Genomic DNA, 17098 nt, shown 5'->3' on the forward strand with positions numbered 1-17098 from the left:
AAGAATGTGAAGAGTATATCGATATAATCGAATTTGGAACTCCTCATGCTTATAATAAAAAATATGAATCAAGAAATGTAACATTACTATATCCTCTTACGCCAAACATAGATAAAAATAAAAAAATACGATTTTATTCAAATGATGGTGCAAGAATAAACGTTGAATTTATAGATTTATATAATGTTAAAGATTCACTTAAACAAATAATAAATAATATGAATTAAAAAACACTCTTATATAGAGTGTTTTTTATTCGTCCATAGATACTGTTGACTCAGCAGCAAGAAGTAAAAGTCTTTTAAATTCTTTTTTTTCTTCTTTTGTCATTTTATTTGTCATTTTATCAAAGCATATTTTAACTTGTTCTTTTACAAATGGGTAAACTTCTAAAGCTTTATTTGTTGGTTTAATATCGTATGTTCTTTTATCTTTTATGTTTGTAGTCCTTTTAACAAAACCTCTTTCTTCCATTTTATTTAAAGTTTTGGCAACTACACTTTTATCAAGTCCTATTTTTTTTGTTATTTCATCTTGAGTCATTTTTTTTAAGTCACAAATGATTAATATAATAACAGCTTGAGGTGCTGTTAAATCATATTTTGCACAATTCTTGTTTAGAAACATATGAGATTTTCTATATAGTATAGATATAAACTTAAAAGGGTTGTCCATAATATCAAACATAAAAAGCCTCCTTTTATTTATTAAATATTATAGTTGGTTAATTTAATATTTGCAAATATAATATAGTGGCAATTGCCACTATATTATATTTTGACAAAAAAGGAGTGCATTATATGGAAAAAGTTACAAAAATATGGAATAAAAATTTTATTTTATTATTTATTACTAATCTTTTGGTTTTAGCAGCTTTTTATGCTTCTATACCTATTATTCCGGTATATTGTCAGCAAATAGGGATAACCGGTTCAAAAGTTGGTATTGTACTAACTGCTATGTCGGTTGCAACAATTTTATTTCGTCCAATAGCCGGATATTTACTTGATAACTTTAATCGTTATCTTGTATATGTTTTGTTTTTGGCATTGTTTTGCTTATCTTTCCCAAGTTTTATTTTATTCCCAATGTTTGCAGCATTAATTGTAATACGTTTATATATGGGTGCTGTTTATTCTGTTTGTGGTTCCGCAACAATGACTCTTGCCAGCGATGTTTTACCACCTTCAAAGATTACAGAGGGAATAAGTAGATTTGCATTTACAATCTCAATTGGTATGGCAGTTGGTCCTTTTGTAGGTATTCAAGTTCAAAACTATTTAAGTAGTAAAGCATCTTTTCTTACAGTATTTGCAATAACGGTTGTAGCACTAATATGTGTGCTATGCTGTAAAATATCCTAAAGTAGAAAGAAAGAAATTTGCTTTAAAAGATACTATCTACAAACCAGCTTTTCCATTTATGTTTAATATGATGTTTCTTATGATTCCATATGGAGCAGTAATAGCATATTCATCAATTTTGGCAGGAGAAAAGAATTTAACAGGATTTCTTCCTTATTTCTATATTTTCCTTGTTGTAGGAATGCTTTTATCGAAACTATCTACACAAAAGATAATTGATAATGGAAAGCATAAAGTATTAGTGTATATTAGTTTAGTAATTTTAATATTAACAATGGTTAGTTATAAATTCTTAAACACAGGTATACATTTACTTTTAGCCGGATTCTTCTTTGGGCTTGGGTATGGTATATTACAGCCTTTATTCCAGTCATTTGTTACAGGTACAACACCTGCTCCAAAGAGGGGAGTAGCAAATGCAACATATCTATTATCATATGATATTGGTATTGGTATAGGTTCTTTATTAATGGGATTTATGTAGGAAAGTATAGGATTATCTAATGGTTTCGCTTTAACTGTTGTTGCTTATGTTATAGGTTTTATAGTTTACTTATTATATGTAGATAAATACTATGAAAAATTAAAAAACAAAGAAGGTTCAAAAAAAGAACACAAAGGTTTCTTATCAGAATATATGGAACATGAAATATATACTATTGATGAAAATAAAACGGTTAGAGATGCCATAACATTCTTTACTGAAAAAAATATAAGTGGTGCACCTGTTATTTCACAAGATGGTAAACCTGTTGGTTACATTACAGATGGGGATATTATGAGATATATGAAAGTAGATGAGCATCATCCTACCGCTATGGATAGTTCCGTAATGTTTATGGATTATTTTTGGAATACAGATAATGAATTTGAAGAAAAACTTAATTCAATTATGGACTTAAACGTACTTGAGATAGGTACGAATAAGCCTATTATGATTGATATTAATGCTTCAATGGAAGAAGCGTTAAAATTACTTAGTGAAACAGGTATAAAGAAAATACCGGTAATTAAGGATAATAAAATTGTTGGAATAATTTCTCGTAGTGTAATGACGCAATTTTTGGTTAAGAGATATCTTGTAAAACAATATTTGAAAAATAGTAAAAATATGTAAATGATAAAGCATTTTTATTGACTTTTGTTTTTTTAAGGTGTATTATTAATTATAATTTTAAGGGGATTTTAGGGGGAGTTTTGTTATATTTTAGTTTTTTTACAAATTAAGTCAATAAAAAAACAGAGAAGGAGATGTAATTAAAAAATGAACAATATAACAAAAAAGGTTAAAGCTGCAACAATGTCTGCTGCACTTGAAAAATCATTAAGCTACATAACAAAAAATCCACAAGAAAATATACCTAAATTAATGTCTATGGTTGATAAGATTTTACCAGAAGGCTGGTATGAAAAACAAAGAAAAGCTTTTAGAGGTGCAATAGAAAGAAAAGACAACTGGTATGATTTAATGTTAAGGGTATGGGATTTGGATGAAAATATAAGAAATACATTTTTTAAAAATTTTGTTATAAATGCATGTTTTGCTGGAAGTATGCGTCAAGATGAGGTAAAGGAAAAAGAAAACTGTAATGTTCCTTGGGCTATACTTTTAGACCCTACATCAGCTTGTAATTTACATTGTACAGGTTGCTGGGCAGCTGAATATGGTAATAAGTTAAACCTTTCTTTTGATGAACTTGATTCAATAGTTACACAAGGAAAAGAACTTGGTACATATATGTATATTTTTACTGGTGGGGAACCTCTTGTAAGAAAAGATGATATTATAAAACTTTGTGAAAAACATTCAGACTGTGAATTTTTGAGTTTTACAAACGGAACATTGATAGATGAAGCATTTTGTGATGAAATGCTTAGGGTTAAAAACTTTGTTCCTGCAATAAGCTTGGAAGGCTTTGAAAGTGCAAATGATAATCGTAGAGGTAATGGTGTATATCAAAAAGTTAGAAAGACAATGAAACTTTTAAAAGATAAAAAATTACCTTTTGGTATCTCTGTATGTTACACAAGTCAAAATTATAAAGATGTAACGAGTGAAGAATTCTTTGATTTGATGATTGATGCAGGTGCATTATTTGTATGGTTCTTCCATTATATGCCTGTAGGTAATAAAGCTGCAACAGAATTACTTTTATCACCTAAAGAAAGAACAGATGTATATAATAAGATTCGTGGATACAGAAAGACAAAACCTATTTTTTCAATGGACTTCCAAAATGATGCTGAGTATGTAGGTGGATGTATAGCAGGAGGAAGAAGTTATTTACATATCAATGCAAAGGGAGATGTTGAACCTTGTGTATTTATTCATTATTCAAATGTAAATATACGTACATCAACTTTGCTTGAAGCATTAAAGAGTCCTTTATTTATGGCATATCATGATGGTCAACCTTTTAATGATAATATGCTTAGACCTTGTCCTATGCTTGAAAATCCTGAAAAACTTAGAAAAATGGTTAAAGATACAAATGCTGTATCGACAGATTATGAATCACCTGAAAGTGTTGATGCACTTTGTGATAAATGTAAGCCTTATGCCGAAAATTGGAAACCACAAGCAGAAAAATTATTTTATGGAAATGAAAAGTAAAATAAATGTGGTGTTTATATGAAATCAACTTTACATAATAATAAGGTATTTTCAGGAATTGATTCTCTTCCAAATGCTAAAGCTTCGAATAAAGTAACAAAAGGCTGTATAGTATTGGAAGGTGGTGCGTTCAGAGGGTTATATGGAGAAGGTGTGCTTGATGCTCTTATGTTATCTGATATAAATTTAAGTTGTACAATAGGTGTATCTGCGGGAGCATTAAACGGAATGCATTATGTTTCAGGGCAAATTGGACGTGCAGCAAGGGTTAATTTGAAATACAGACATGATAGAAGATATATTGGTTCAAATGCTTTAAAAAATGATCATGGATTGGTTGGATTTGATTTTGTATTTTATAAGTGTGTGGATGCAGGAGCATTTGATTATGAGCGTTTTTATAATTCAGAAAGAAGATTTGTTGCTGTTGCTGCAAATTGTAATTCAGGAAAAACAGTTTACTTTGAAAAAAATAAAAGTGATATATTCCAGGCAATAAGAGCATCTGCTTCTATGCCATGTGCATCAAGTAAGGTTTGGATTGATGGAGAACCTTATATGGATGGGGGATGTACAACAAGTATTCCTTATCAGTGGGCATTAGATGAAGGTTATGAAAAAATAATTGTTGTTAGAACCAGACCTGATGACTTTAGAAAAGAAAAAGATTCTGTAATCGAGAACTGTTTGTGTAAAATGTTATATAGAAAATATCCTAAATTTTTAGATGTATTAAAAATTAGAAATATCAGCTATAATAAAGAATGTGACGAAATAGAAAAATTAAAAAAGAATAAAAGAATTTTTGTTATTAGTCCTAAGAAGAGTTTGGATGTACATAGGCTAGAGCCAGATATGGAAAAACTTGGTCATTGGTACTATCAAGGTTACAACGAGACAATGGAACAATTAGAAAAAATAAAAGAATATCTTGAAATTTAAAAAAAACACCATAAAAGGTGGTTTTTTTATTTATATATAATAATTTTAAAATTAAATAAAAATTATAATCATTATATACATTTAAAGTTAAAAAAGATATTTTTATGAAAAAAACATAAATATATTCATGAAATTTACAAGTAAAAAAGTAGGAAATATTATAAAAATAAAAAATATAATGTTTATAAAAGAAGTTTTTTTAAAATTATATAAAATAAAAAAGAGGAAATAATTAAATTATTTTAAATGTTACAAAAATATAGATACAATATGTAGATAAAGAAAATAAATAAAAATAAATATACAATATATAGTGGTTAAAAAGTAAAATATAAAATTTTTTTTCTTTTAGTCGTATTTTTTACATAAAATTTAAGACAAAAAAATATAATACTGCTATAATATAAATACATAAAAAAATTAAGCAGATTTACTAGTTTCATTATATTATTTTTTATGAAATTTTTTAATTAAAATAAAATGCAAGATTATAAATTAAATTTTATTTTCTCATTCTATTTAGTTCCTTAAATAATTTAATAAAAAAAACCATAAAAAATATGATTTATTTTTTATGGTTTCGTAAAAGTTGTGTAAATATTTGTTATTTATACAACCTACTCTTGAAAAATAATAATGAAAACGTTATAATTAGCATATGAAATCGTTTCACTTTTAAAGTGTGAAATAATAAATATTTAAAGAGGTGTAGAGTATGATAGAGATGCTAGAAAAGGTAAAAAAATGGAAGGACAGCGTATTACTTACTGACAGTGAAAAACAGACACTTAATTCGATGAGTGACGAAGAATTAAGCTCGGCTTTTTCACAAGAATTAAAGTTTGGTACTGCAGGTCTTAGAGGTATAATGGGACTTGGTACAAACAGGATGAATATTTATGTTGTCAGAAGAGCAACAATGGGACTTGCTATGTATTTAAACAAATACTTTGATAATCCAACAGTTGTAATAAGTTATGACAGCAGAAATAATTCAAGATTATTTGCCGAAGAGTCAATGGGAGTTTTGGCAGCAAATGGAATAAAAACATATATGTTTAGTGAACTTATGCCTGTTCCCGCACTTTCATTCGCAACAAGATTTTTAAAATGCGATGCGGGTATAATGATTACGGCAAGTCACAATCCGAAAGAATATAACGGATACAAGGTTTATGCTTCAACAGGTGGTCAAATATTAGACGAAACAGCAGACGAAATAGAAACCAATATAGCTGGAATAGATATTTTCGAGGATGTTAAATATATATCTTTTGACGAAGCAATTAATGGGAACGGAGAATATGTTCCAAAAGAAGTTATGGATGCATATTTTGAAGAAGCAAACAAAGCTTCAGATTGGTCAAGCGAAAGAGATATTTCAATCGTATATACACCTCTTAATGGTTCAGGTAATAAACCTGTGCAACAAATTCTATCAATGAATGGTTTTGATAAAGTATATGTAGTGAAAGAACAAGAAGAACCTGACGGTAATTTCCCTACATGTCCTGCACCTAATCCAGAAAAATATGAAGTATATGGTCCTGCAATTAAACTTGCAAAAGAAAAAGATGCAGATGTAATTGTTGCAACAGACCCTGACTGTGACAGAGCCGGTATGATGATTAAAGTTGGTGATGATTATCAAGTATTAACAGGTAATCAAATCGGAATGTTGCTTGCTGATTACATAAGTTCAAGAGTTGATAATCCACAAGATAAAACTATTGTAACATCAGTAGTAAGTACTCCTATGGTTGATAAAGTAGTAGGAAAATACGGTGTAAGCGTTAGAAGAACACTTGTTGGATTTAAGTGGATTGGTGAACAAATTGACTTATTAAAAGATTCATTTATTTTTGGATTTGAAGAAAGTTATGGATATTTAGTTGGTCAATATGCAAGAGACAAAGACGGTATTGTTGCTGCAAAATTAATTTGTCAAATGGCTGCTTATTATAAAGCACAAGGTAAAACATTATTTGATGTACTAAATGGTTTATATAAAGAGTTTGGTCACTGTGTTGATATAACTGTAAGCGTTGATATTGATGATATATCACAAGTATCAAGTATCATGGATAAGATTTCAACAAAAGAAAGTGCAAATGAAGTATTTTTAGATGTAGTTAAATATGAAGATTATAGCAAAGAAGGAACAGGGCTTCCTATAACAAATATGATTTTAATTGAAAAAGGTGACGGAACAAGGGTAATTGTAAGACCTTCCGGTACAGAACCAAAAGTAAAACTTTACATGTCTTTCTATGAAGATGATGAAGCTAAATTAGAAGAAAGAAAAGCAGATATTTTAAATCGCTTTAACACAATTTTATAATTTTAGGAGGAATGATAAGAAATGAGAATAGATTTATCAAGAAACGGTATTGAAATTAAACAGGAGTCAATGGATATTGCAAGTAAATGGCAAAGTGAACTTGCAAAAGGAGATCAAGAATTTACAGGTTGGGCAAATCTTCCATCAACAATAGATAAAGATATGGTTGAAGATATTAAACAAACAGCAAAAGAAATAAAAGAAAAATGTGATTTATTTGTTGTTATAGGTATTGGTGGTTCGTATCTTGGAGCTCAAGCTGTAATAGATGCTCTTGATGGAAGCAAAGAGGATTATCCTGAAGTAATGTTTGCAGGATATAATATGTCAGCTACAACAATGAATAAAGTTGTAAAAGCAATGGAAGAAAAAGAAACATGTATTTGCGTTATTTCTAAATCAGGCGGAACTGTTGAACCATTAATGGCTTATTCAATTTTAAAAGAAAAATTAATTGAAAAATACGGCGAAGCTGAAGCAGATAAGAGAATATATGTTGTAACAGATGCAGTAAAAGGTACTTTAAGACCCGAAGTTGAAGCAAAAGGATACAAATCTTTTGTTATTCCTGATAACGTAGGGGGAAGATATTCAGTTCTTACACCTGTAGGATTACTTCCAATCGCTGCAGCAGGTGCAGATATTGATGCATTATTAAAAGGTGCTAAAGATATGGAAGAAGATGAAGGCTGGAAAGATGAACTTTTAAAATATGCTATTTCAAGAGTTGAACTTTTAAACAGTGGAAAAGTTATTGAAGTATTTGAATATTTTGAAGATACTTTAAGATATTTCGGAGAATGGATAAAACAATTATTTGGTGAAAGTGAAGGAAAAGAAGGAAAAGGTGCTTATCCTGCATGCTTATGCTTCTCAAGAGACCTTCATTCAATAGGTCAATTCTTACAACAAGGTAATCCTATTGTATATGAAACAGTAATTAGAATAGATGAACCAAACTTAAACTTTACTATTCCTGAAATAGCAGGAGATCCATATGCAGGAAAAACTTTAGAAGATATTAACAGATGTGCTGAAGGTGGGGTTATTTTAGCTCATGAAAAAGCTGGAGTTCCAATTAATACTATTTCAATAGAAAAACTTGATGAATACAATCTTGGACAAATGATTTACTTCTTTGAAATGACATGTGGTATTGCTGCTTCAATGCAAGGTGTTAATCCATTCGATCAACCAGGGGTTGAAGGATATAAGAGTGAAATGAGAAAATTAATAAATGAATTATAAAAAATATGAGGTGGCGCACAAATGTCAAAAACTTTATTAACAAACGATGAACAGTATTTATTTGCAGAAGGAACATATTTAAGAGCATTTGATAAGTTAGGCGCTCATCCTGCTGAAATAGACGGAAAAGAAGGATTTAATTTTGGAATTTGGGTTCCGGATGTAAAAAGCGTAAGAGTTGCAGGTTCTTTTAATGACTGGAACACAGAAGATTTCTTTTTACATGATGACGGAAATGGTGTTTTTTCTGGATTTATCGAAGGAATAAAAGAAGGCGAGCTTTATAAATTTATAATTGAAACAAAAGAAGGCGAGCTGATATATAAAGCAGATCCATATGCTTTTTACTCTGAAGTAAAACCGGCAACGGCTTCTGTTACAACTGATATTGAGGGATATGATTGGAAAGATAAACGATGGATGAATTCAAGATTAAAACACAATCATACAACAAAACCTCTTAATATCTATGAAGTACATCTTGGTTCTTGGAGATGTCACGAAGATGGAAGCTATTATACTTATGATGAAATGTCAAAAGAGCTTGTAGATTATGTAAAAGAGATGGGATATACACATGTTGAAATAATGCCTGTGATGGAACATCCTTTTGACGGTTCTTGGGGCTATCAAATAACTGGTTATTTTGCTCCGACTTCAAGATACGGTACTCCTAAAGAGTTTATGCATCTTGTTGAAAGTTTCCATAAAGCCGGTATAGGTGTAATAATAGACTGGGTTCCGGGACATTTTTGTAAAGATGCTCATGGACTTGGCGCATTAAACGGAGATAAAGTATATGAATCAAAAGAACATGCACAATGGGGTACATATAATTTTGATTTCTCAAAAGGAGAAGTAAGAAGTTTTCTTATTTCAAATGCACTATATTGGATTGAAAAATATCATGTTGACGGAATAAGAGTTGATGGTGTAAGTAGTATTTTATATATGAATTTTGGTATAGATGATGAATCACAAAAGAAATATAATCCTGATGGGACGGAAGGTGACTTAGATGCCATTGATTTTGTTCAAAATATGAATAAAACAATAGGAACAATGTATCCTGATGTAATGCTAATAGCAGAAGAAAGTACGGCATGGCCTCTTGTTACAAGACCTCCTGAAGTTGGGGGACTTGGTTTCCATTATAAGTGGGATATGGGCTGGATGAATGATACATTAAATTATTTTAGAACTGATTTTCCATTTAAACCTTGGAATCACAATTTGATTACTTTTTCAATGATGTATACATATAATGAAAACTTTATTCTTCCCCTTTCTCATGATGAAGTCGTTCATGGTAAGGCTTCAATAATTGGGAAAATGCCGGGAGATTATTGGAGACAATTTGCGGGACTTAGAGTTCTTGCATTATATCAAATGACACATCCGGGCGGAAAACTTAATTTTATGGGAAGTGAATTTGGTCAATTTATAGAATGGAGATATTATGAACAACTTGAGTGGTTCTTAATTGACGAATATGACACGCATAAAAAACAACTTCATTATATAAAAACATTAAATGATTTTTATTTGAAAACAAAATCATTATGGGTTAAAGATTCTTCTTGGGAAGGTTATACATGGATTGATGCAGATGATAATGAACGCTCAATTATATCTTTTATAAGACATGGAAACAGACCTATAGATGATTTAATAGTTATAATAAACTTTACTCCTGAAACATATAATAATTTTATGGTTGGAGTTCCAAAAGCCGGAGATTATGTTGAAGTATTTAATTCCGACAATGAAGAATTTGGCGGTTCAGGAGTTGTTAATAAAAGACGTGTTAAATCGAAGAAAAAAGAATGTAATGGAATGGAAAATTCTATAAAAATAAAACTTCCTCCAATCGGCGGTGTGGTATTAAAAAGAGCAACTGCAAAAAAAGCTGCGAAAAAAACAAAGACCATAACTAAAAGCAAAAAAACAGCGAAAGCTGAGAAAACAACAAAATCAAAATAGAGAGAGAGACAATTAAATAATGGCGGTTTTTAACAAAGGTAAAAAAAATATCGAACAAGAAAATAATCAGAATAATAAAATTTTTAAAGATAAAGAAGATTTTAAAGAAAGATATTTAAGTATTTTTAAAAAAGAATTAGGTGCAAGTTTTGAAGAATCAAACAGTATTGACAGGTACAATATGCTTGCAACTTTAATCCAAAAACAATCTAATGAAATTGGTAATGATTGTAAAAATGGTTATAGAAACAAAACACAAAAAAGACTATATTATTTTTCAATGGAATTCTTAATCGGAAAATTACTAAAAAATTATTTGATTAATTTTGGAGTTGAAGATATTGTAAAAGAAGGTTTAAAGGATTTGGGAGAGGATCTTGACAGTTTATGTGAAAATGAAAGAGATCCCGGACTTGGAAATGGTGGACTTGGAAGACTTGCTGCTTGCTTTGTAGATTCTCTTGCAAGTATGGGATATGCAGGTTACGGAATGGGAATAAGGTACGGATATGGACTTTTTAAACAAGTAATAAAAGACGGAAAACAAGTTGAATTACCTGATAACTGGTTGGAAAACGGTTTTCCTTTTGAAGCCAGAAAAGACAATAAAGCTGTTGTTGTTAAATTTGGCGGAGAAGTAAAAAGAAATTATGAAAATGATAAATTATATTGTACATGGGAAAATACTGAAAATATCGTTGCTGTGCCTTATGATATTCCTATCGTAGGGTATGGCGGAAAAACAGTCAACACTTTAAGACTTTGGAGTGCTGAACCTTATGAACAAAAATTTGATATGAATGCATTTAATAATGGAGATTATGCAGGCGCAATGAAGTTCCGTTCCGATGTAGAAGCAATTACAAGTGTTTTATATCCAAATGATAATGGTTTATCCGGAAAAATATTAAGACTTAAACAAGAATATATGTTTGTTTCTGCGGGTATTGCTGATATTATTTCTACATTTAAAAAATGGCATGGAACGGATTGGAAGACTTTTCCTGATACAGTTGCAATTCATACAAATGATACTCATCCTGCTCTTTGTGCACCTGAACTTATGAGACGTCTTATTGATGAAGAAGGTTTAGAATGGGATGATGCTTGGGATATAACTTGCAAGAGTATCTCATATACAAATCATACAATTCTTCCCGAAGCTTTGGAAAAATGGCCTATTGACATGTTTAGACAATTACTTCCTAGGGTATATGATGTTGTTGAAGAAATTGATAGAAGATATAGAGAAAGTTTTCCTAGAAATATTGAAAATTGGCAAGAGTTACATCAAAATACAGCGATTCTTTGGGGTGGAGAAGTAAGAACAGCAAATCTATCAGTAATTTGCTCTCATACTGTAAATGGTGTTGCGGCACTACACTCTGAAATATTGAAGAAAGATACGTTGAAAGAATTTTATACCTTAAATCCAAGAAAATTCCAAAATAAAACAAACGGAATTTCTCATAGAAGATTTTTAAGGGAAGCAAATCCTTCTTATTCTAAACTTATTACTGATGCTATCGGAGATAAATGGTTGGAAGATGCAAACGAACTTGAAAAACTTCAAAAATATGAAGATGATAGTTCTTTCCTTGAAAAGATGGATGAAAGTAAAAAAGAAAATAAAGAACGCTTGGCAAAATATATTTTGGATACATCAGGTGTTCAAGTTGATACTAATTCAATTTTCGATATACAAGTAAAAAGATTCCATGCATATAAAAGACAGCTTCTTAATGTTTTAAAAATCATTGATTTATATAACCAGCTTAAAGAAAATCCAAATATGGATATTCAACCTACAACATTTATTTTTGCAGGGAAAGCTGCTCAAGGATATGAGTTTGCAAAAGATGTAATCAGACTTGTAAATTCTGTTGCCGATGTTGTAAATAATGATAAAAGTGTATCTGAAAAAATAAAAGTTGCATTTGTTCCAAACTTTTCGGTATCAAACGGACAGCTTATATATCCTGCTGCAAATATTAGTGAACAAATTTCAACAGCGGGAATGGAAGCCTCAGGTACCGGTAATATGAAATTTATGATGAATGGTGCTATTACCCTTGGTACGTTAGATGGAGCAAATGTTGAAATTTGTGAACGTGTCGGAAGAGATAACATAGAAATATTCGGTTTAAAATCCGAAGAAGTTGATAGTTATAAATTAAATCATAATTATTATGTATGGGATGAATACAATAATAATCAAAGAATAAAAAAACTTGTTGATGAGCTTGTTGATGGAACTTTTGGTAAATTATCAGGGAATTTCAACTTGATATATGATACTTTACTTAGAAGCAATGATGAATTCTTTGTGCTTAAAGATTTTGAATCATATATGAACGGATGGAATAATTTACAAAAACTTTATTTAGATAGAAATAAATGGAATAAAATATCTCTTCATAATACTGCAAAATCAGGTTATTTCTCAAGTGACCGTACTATAAAACAATATTGTGAAGAAATATGGAATATAAAAAATAATCTATAAAAGATATAGATAAAAAGGAGTTTAATTAAATATGAGAAAAAACGAATGTATTGCAATGCTTCTTGCAGGAGGTCAAGGTAGCCGTTTAAAAGCCTTAACAAAAAACATTGCCAAACCAGCCGTATCTTTTGGTGGAAAGTATAGAATAATCGACTTTTCATTATCAAACTGCGCGAATTCAAATATTTCAACAGTAGGTGTTTTAACACAGTATAGACCTTTTGCTTTAAATTCATATATAGGTAGCGGAGCTGCATGGGATTTGAATGGAAGAGAAGGCGGAGCTTTCATTCTTCCACCTTATGAAACTCAAACAGGTGGAGCTTGGTATGCTGGAACTGCAGATGCTATATACAGAAATATAGAATTCATAAACCAATATGATGCAGATTATGTATTAATCCTTTCAGGGGATCATATTTACCGTATGGATTATGAAGATATGTTAAATACTCACAAGAAAAATGAAGCTGATTTAACCGTTTCTGTTAAGCCAGTTGAATGGGAAGAAGCTTCAAGATTTGGTATTTTAACTGCTGATGAAGAAAGCAGAATCGTTAAATTTACAGAAAAACCACCAAAACCGGATTCAAATTTAGCATCTATGGGAATATATATTTTCAATAAAGATGTTTTACTTAAAGCTCTTGTTGAAGATGCTGAAGATGAAAATTCAGACCATGACTTTGGTAAAAACATAATACCTAAACTTCTTTCAGAAGGTAAGAGATTATATACATATGAATTTGATGGTTATTGGAAAGATGTTGGAACTGTTGAAAGTTATCATGAAACAGGTATGGGACTTCTTGAAGAAAAACCTGAATTTATATTGGATGATCCTACTGCTCCTATTATGAGTAATACTAATATATATTCTTCTCAAGTAATTGGTCCTAATGCTGATATTCAACAATCATTGGTTGCAAACGGATGTCACATAAAAGGAACATGCGAACACTCTATTATCAGTGTAGGATGTACAGTTGAAGAAGGTGCATATGTGAAAGATTCAATATTATTACCTGGTGTTACAATTGAAAAAGAAGCTAAAGTATTTAATGCAGTTGTAGGAGAAAATTCAGTTGTAAAACAAAATATTGTTTTCGGTAGTGATGAAGAAGGTGCTGAAATTCAATTGATAGGTAATGATGAAATTTATAGTGGTGGAGGAGCAGAATAATGAAAAATTTAGTAGGTATTATAACAGCAAATTATGGAACACCGGACTTAAATATTTTAACAAATAAAAGGACAATGGCTTCACTTCCTTATTCAGGCAGATATCGTTTGATTGATTTCCCTCTTTCAAATATGGTTAATTCAGGAATTAATACAATAGGACTTATACAACCAGCAAGATATCGTTCTATTATTGACCATGTTGGAAGCGGAAAAGAATGGGATTTGGATAAAAAAAGAGGAGGACTTCATATTCTTCCTGGAACATCTTATGGTATAGGTGTCGGAAATGAAAAATTTGTTATAAGAGATTTTAGAATTAATGATGTGTTCTTTAAACGTTCACCTTCCCCATATATAGTAATTTCTTCAGCAAGTATTATAAATAACATTGATTATACACAGTTATATAAAGCTCACGTTGAAAGCGGAGCCGATATAACAATGGCTTATAAAGTAATTTCAAGTGATAATGAAAATATACTAAAAATAGAAGAAGCCGGCGGAAAAGTTATAGATGTAGTTAAAGGTGTTAAAAAAGGCGATAAAGCATTTATTGAATGCTTTATAATTAACAGAGCAACACTATTAAATATTTTTGAATGGTTCAATGAAATTGACTATTTAGATTTATTTGAAGCATTAAAAGGTTCTTATAATAAATTAAATGTAAAAACCTTTGAATATGTTGGATATTCAAGATGTATTTTCGATGTTGATTCTTATTTTGAAGGAAATATGGATTTACTTAAAGAAGGAATTGCAGAAGAATTATTCAAATCAAATTCAAGAATTCTTACAAAAGTTCAAGACTCTGCACCTACAAAATACGAAAGAGGCTGTCATGTAAGAAATAGTGTTGTACCGGCAGGTTGTAAAATAGCAGGTACTGTTGAAAACAGTGTTATTTTCCGTAATGTAATAATAGAAAAAGGTGCTGTTGTAAAAAATAGTATTATAATGCAAAATTGTGTAATTAAATCCGGAGCACAGATAGAATATGCTATAATAGATAAAGGAAATATTATCGGAGAAGGTTTAATGATTAAAGGAACCAGTGATGATATTTTCATTAAAGAAAAAAATGAATAGGATATAAGGTAATGGTGAAAAGAAAATTAAATGTATTATTTGCAGCTTCTGAGGCTTATCCGTTTATGAAAACGGGTGGCCTTGGAGATGTTGCTGGATCTTTGCCTAAAGCATTACAAAACGATGGGGTTGAGGTTCGTGTTATTATTCCAAAATACAGAGATATTCCACAGGAATATAAAGATCAAATGGAACATGTTTGTGATTTTTATATGCCTCTTGGCTGGAGAAACGTATTTTGCGGAATAGAAAAATTAACATATCAGGGAGTAATTTATTATTTTGTTGATAATGAATACTATTTTAACAGAGGCGGAGCATATGGCTATTTTGATGACGGTGAAAGAATTGCATTCTTCTCAAAAGCAATAGTTGAATGTTTACAGTATTTACCTGATTTTAATTGTGATGTTCTACATTGCAATGACTGGCATACTGCTTTAGCACCTGTATTCCTTCGTGAATTTTATAACGGCGTTGGAAATTATGATAACGTAAAAACTGTATTTACTGTTCATAATTTAAAATTCCAAGGACAAATGTCTGATATGGTTCTTGGAGATATTTTAGGTCTTGATAAAAGCAAACCTGCATCGGAACAATTAAGAAGTGATGCTCAGTCAATTAACTTCTTAAAAGGTGCTTTATGTTACAGTGATATTTTAACAACTGTTAGTGAAACATATGCCGGTGAAATACAAAGTGATTTCTTCGGCGAAAACATGCAGGATATTTTTAGAAGAAGAAATAATGTACTATATGGTATAGTAAATGGAATTGATGTTGACTTCTTTAATCCTGAAACATCAACAAATATTGTTGCAAATTATTCTGCGGACAATTTAGAAGGAAAGAAAAAATGCAAAGAAGAACTTCAAAAAGAATTAGGACTTGAAGTTAATGCTGATGTTCCTTTGATTGTTATGATTGGAAGATTAACGCAGCAAAAAGGTCTTGATTTGATTCAAAGAATATTAGACGAATTAATGCAGCAAGCAGTTCAGTTTGCCGTTCTAGGTACCGGTGATTACGAATATGAAGAAATGTTTAAAGGTTTCTCTTATAAGTATCCGGGAAAAGTAAGCGCTAATATAAGATTTAGTGAACCTTTAAGTCATAGACTATATTCAGGCGGTGATATGCTTCTAATGCCTTCATTGTTTGAACCATGCGGACTTTCTCAAATGATAGCAATGCATTTTGGTACTCTTCCTATCGTTAGAGAAACAGGGGGCTTAAGAGATACCGTAAAACCATATAATATGTATACGGGTGAAGGAACAGGTTTTAGTTTCGCAAATTATAATGCTCATGAAATGTTGTTTACAATAAAATCTGCAATAGATTTATATTATAACAATAAAGATGCATGGAAAAAAATGCAGGAAACTGCAATGAAAACAGACTTTAGCTGGAATGTTGCTGCTGATAAATATAAAAAATTATATGAACAGCTTCATCCTGAAGTAGAGCCATATGTGGTTGAAAAAAAGGAAGAAGAAAAAGCAGTTGAAGAAGAAAAACCGGTTGAAAGTTTAGATAAGCAGGAAGAAACGGTTAAACCTGAAGAAGAAGTGAAGGAAGCAGTTAAGGAAAAAGTAAAAGAAGAAAAAGTTGTAGAAAATAAAGAAAATGATGTAAAAGAAGATGTAGTTTTAAAAGCTGATGTAAAAGAAGAAAAAGCAGAAGTTAAAAAAGAAGAAAAAACAGAAAAAGAAGAAGTTAAAAAAGAAGAAAAAACTGTAAAAGAAGATAAAAAGAATATTTCTTCAACAACAAAAACCGCTAAAAAACAAACAAGCACAGCAAAGAAAACTGCTTCAAAA

General features: G+C 30.4%; 12 protein-coding genes and 2 pseudogenes. 13 read left to right on the forward strand and 1 reads right to left on the reverse strand.

Features of this window, described 5'->3' with window-relative positions; all coding sequences use genetic code 11:
* Window positions 1-227 (forward strand): annotated as a pseudogene (locus tag FGQ49_RS10370) (hypothetical protein); the annotation flags it as partial.
* 25 nt (window positions 228-252) lie between these two features.
* Here the strand turns inward: FGQ49_RS10370 and FGQ49_RS06575 are convergent.
* The gene (locus FGQ49_RS06575) at window positions 253-687 is read right to left on the reverse strand and encodes a MarR family winged helix-turn-helix transcriptional regulator (protein WP_138269074.1); all 435 of its coding nucleotides are present in this window, start codon (window positions 685-687) and stop codon (window positions 253-255) included.
* 113 nt (window positions 688-800) lie between these two features.
* On the opposite strand from FGQ49_RS06575, the gene FGQ49_RS10630 reads away from it, so the two are divergent.
* The 12 genes and pseudogenes from FGQ49_RS10630 to glgA form a co-directional block, all read left to right on the forward strand.
* On the forward strand, window positions 801-1364 hold the full coding sequence (locus FGQ49_RS10630; RefSeq protein WP_243112227.1) for an MFS transporter: 564 nt from the start codon (window positions 801-803) through the stop codon (window positions 1362-1364).
* Complete coding sequence (locus tag FGQ49_RS10635) at window positions 1339-1848, forward strand: MFS transporter (protein ID WP_243112228.1); 510 nt, start codon at window positions 1339-1341, stop codon at window positions 1846-1848. Before FGQ49_RS10630 ends, FGQ49_RS10635 begins: the two co-directional genes overlap by 26 nt.
* 153 nt (window positions 1849-2001) lie before the next feature.
* Window positions 2002-2481: a CBS domain-containing protein gene (locus FGQ49_RS06585; RefSeq protein WP_243112229.1), complete on the forward strand. Its 480-nt coding sequence runs from the start codon at window positions 2002-2004 to the stop codon at window positions 2479-2481.
* A 147-nt stretch (window positions 2482-2628) separates the two neighbouring features.
* Entirely contained in the window at window positions 2629-3978 is a 1350-nt protein-coding gene (locus FGQ49_RS06590; protein WP_138269075.1) for a radical SAM protein, read from the forward strand.
* Between the two features lie 18 nt (window positions 3979-3996).
* Complete coding sequence (locus FGQ49_RS06595; RefSeq protein WP_138269076.1) at window positions 3997-4920, forward strand: patatin-like phospholipase family protein; 924 nt, start codon at window positions 3997-3999, stop codon at window positions 4918-4920.
* 715 nt (window positions 4921-5635) lie between these two features.
* On the forward strand, window positions 5636-7261 hold the full coding sequence (locus FGQ49_RS06600; RefSeq protein ID WP_138269077.1) for a phospho-sugar mutase: 1626 nt from the start codon (window positions 5636-5638) through the stop codon (window positions 7259-7261).
* A gap of 21 nt (window positions 7262-7282) precedes the next feature.
* A complete protein-coding gene (locus tag FGQ49_RS06605; RefSeq protein ID WP_138269078.1) occupies window positions 7283-8509 on the forward strand; it encodes a glucose-6-phosphate isomerase in 1227 nt (408 codons plus the stop codon).
* 21 nt (window positions 8510-8530) lie between these two features.
* Window positions 8531-10492 (forward strand): 1,4-alpha-glucan branching protein GlgB, encoded by a 1962-nt coding sequence (glgB, locus tag FGQ49_RS06610; protein ID WP_138269079.1) that lies wholly within the window; start codon window positions 8531-8533, stop codon window positions 10490-10492.
* Window positions 10493-10511: 19 nt separating this feature from the next.
* On the forward strand, window positions 10512-12998 hold the full coding sequence (locus FGQ49_RS06615; protein WP_138269080.1) for a glycogen/starch/alpha-glucan phosphorylase: 2487 nt from the start codon (window positions 10512-10514) through the stop codon (window positions 12996-12998).
* A gap of 31 nt (window positions 12999-13029) precedes the next feature.
* The gene (locus FGQ49_RS06620) at window positions 13030-14181 is read left to right on the forward strand and encodes a glucose-1-phosphate adenylyltransferase (RefSeq protein WP_138269081.1); all 1152 of its coding nucleotides are present in this window, start codon (window positions 13030-13032) and stop codon (window positions 14179-14181) included.
* Entirely contained in the window at window positions 14181-15272 is a 1092-nt protein-coding gene (gene glgD / locus FGQ49_RS06625) for a glucose-1-phosphate adenylyltransferase subunit GlgD (protein WP_138269082.1), read from the forward strand. Before FGQ49_RS06620 ends, glgD begins: the two co-directional genes overlap by 1 nt.
* Before the next feature lie 11 nt (window positions 15273-15283).
* Window positions 15284-16720, forward strand: a pseudogene (gene glgA / locus FGQ49_RS06630) (glycogen synthase GlgA); the annotation flags it as partial.
* Between the last annotated feature and the right edge of the window lie 378 nt (window positions 16721-17098).

The organism is Anaerofustis stercorihominis (assembly GCF_005844425.1).
Taxonomy (GTDB): Bacteria; Bacillota; Clostridia; order Eubacteriales; family Anaerofustaceae; genus Anaerofustis; species Anaerofustis butyriciformans.

What these genes read in the sequence shown, in the direction of transcription:
- FGQ49_RS06600 (WP_138269077.1), top strand. Translation starts at nt 5,636, where the DNA reads ATGATAGAGATGCTAGAAAAGGTAAAAAAATGGAAGGACAGCGTATTA.
- FGQ49_RS06590 (WP_138269075.1), top strand. Translation starts at nt 2,629, where the DNA reads ATGAACAATATAACAAAAAAGGTTAAAGCTGCAACAATGTCTGCTGCA.
- glgD (WP_138269082.1), top strand. Translation starts at nt 14,181, where the DNA reads ATGAAAAATTTAGTAGGTATTATAACAGCAAATTATGGAACACCGGAC.
- FGQ49_RS10630 (WP_243112227.1), top strand. Translation starts at nt 801, where the DNA reads ATGGAAAAAGTTACAAAAATATGGAATAAAAATTTTATTTTATTATTT.
- FGQ49_RS06595 (WP_138269076.1), top strand. Translation starts at nt 3,997, where the DNA reads ATGAAATCAACTTTACATAATAATAAGGTATTTTCAGGAATTGATTCT.
- FGQ49_RS06605 (WP_138269078.1), top strand. Translation starts at nt 7,283, where the DNA reads ATGAGAATAGATTTATCAAGAAACGGTATTGAAATTAAACAGGAGTCA.
- FGQ49_RS06585 (WP_243112229.1), top strand. Translation starts at nt 2,002, where the DNA reads ATGGAACATGAAATATATACTATTGATGAAAATAAAACGGTTAGAGAT.
- FGQ49_RS06575 (WP_138269074.1), bottom strand. Translation starts at nt 687, where the DNA reads ATGTTTGATATTATGGACAACCCTTTTAAGTTTATATCTATACTATAT.
- FGQ49_RS06615 (WP_138269080.1), top strand. Translation starts at nt 10,512, where the DNA reads ATGGCGGTTTTTAACAAAGGTAAAAAAAATATCGAACAAGAAAATAAT.
- glgB (WP_138269079.1), top strand. Translation starts at nt 8,531, where the DNA reads ATGTCAAAAACTTTATTAACAAACGATGAACAGTATTTATTTGCAGAA.
- FGQ49_RS06620 (WP_138269081.1), top strand. Translation starts at nt 13,030, where the DNA reads ATGAGAAAAAACGAATGTATTGCAATGCTTCTTGCAGGAGGTCAAGGT.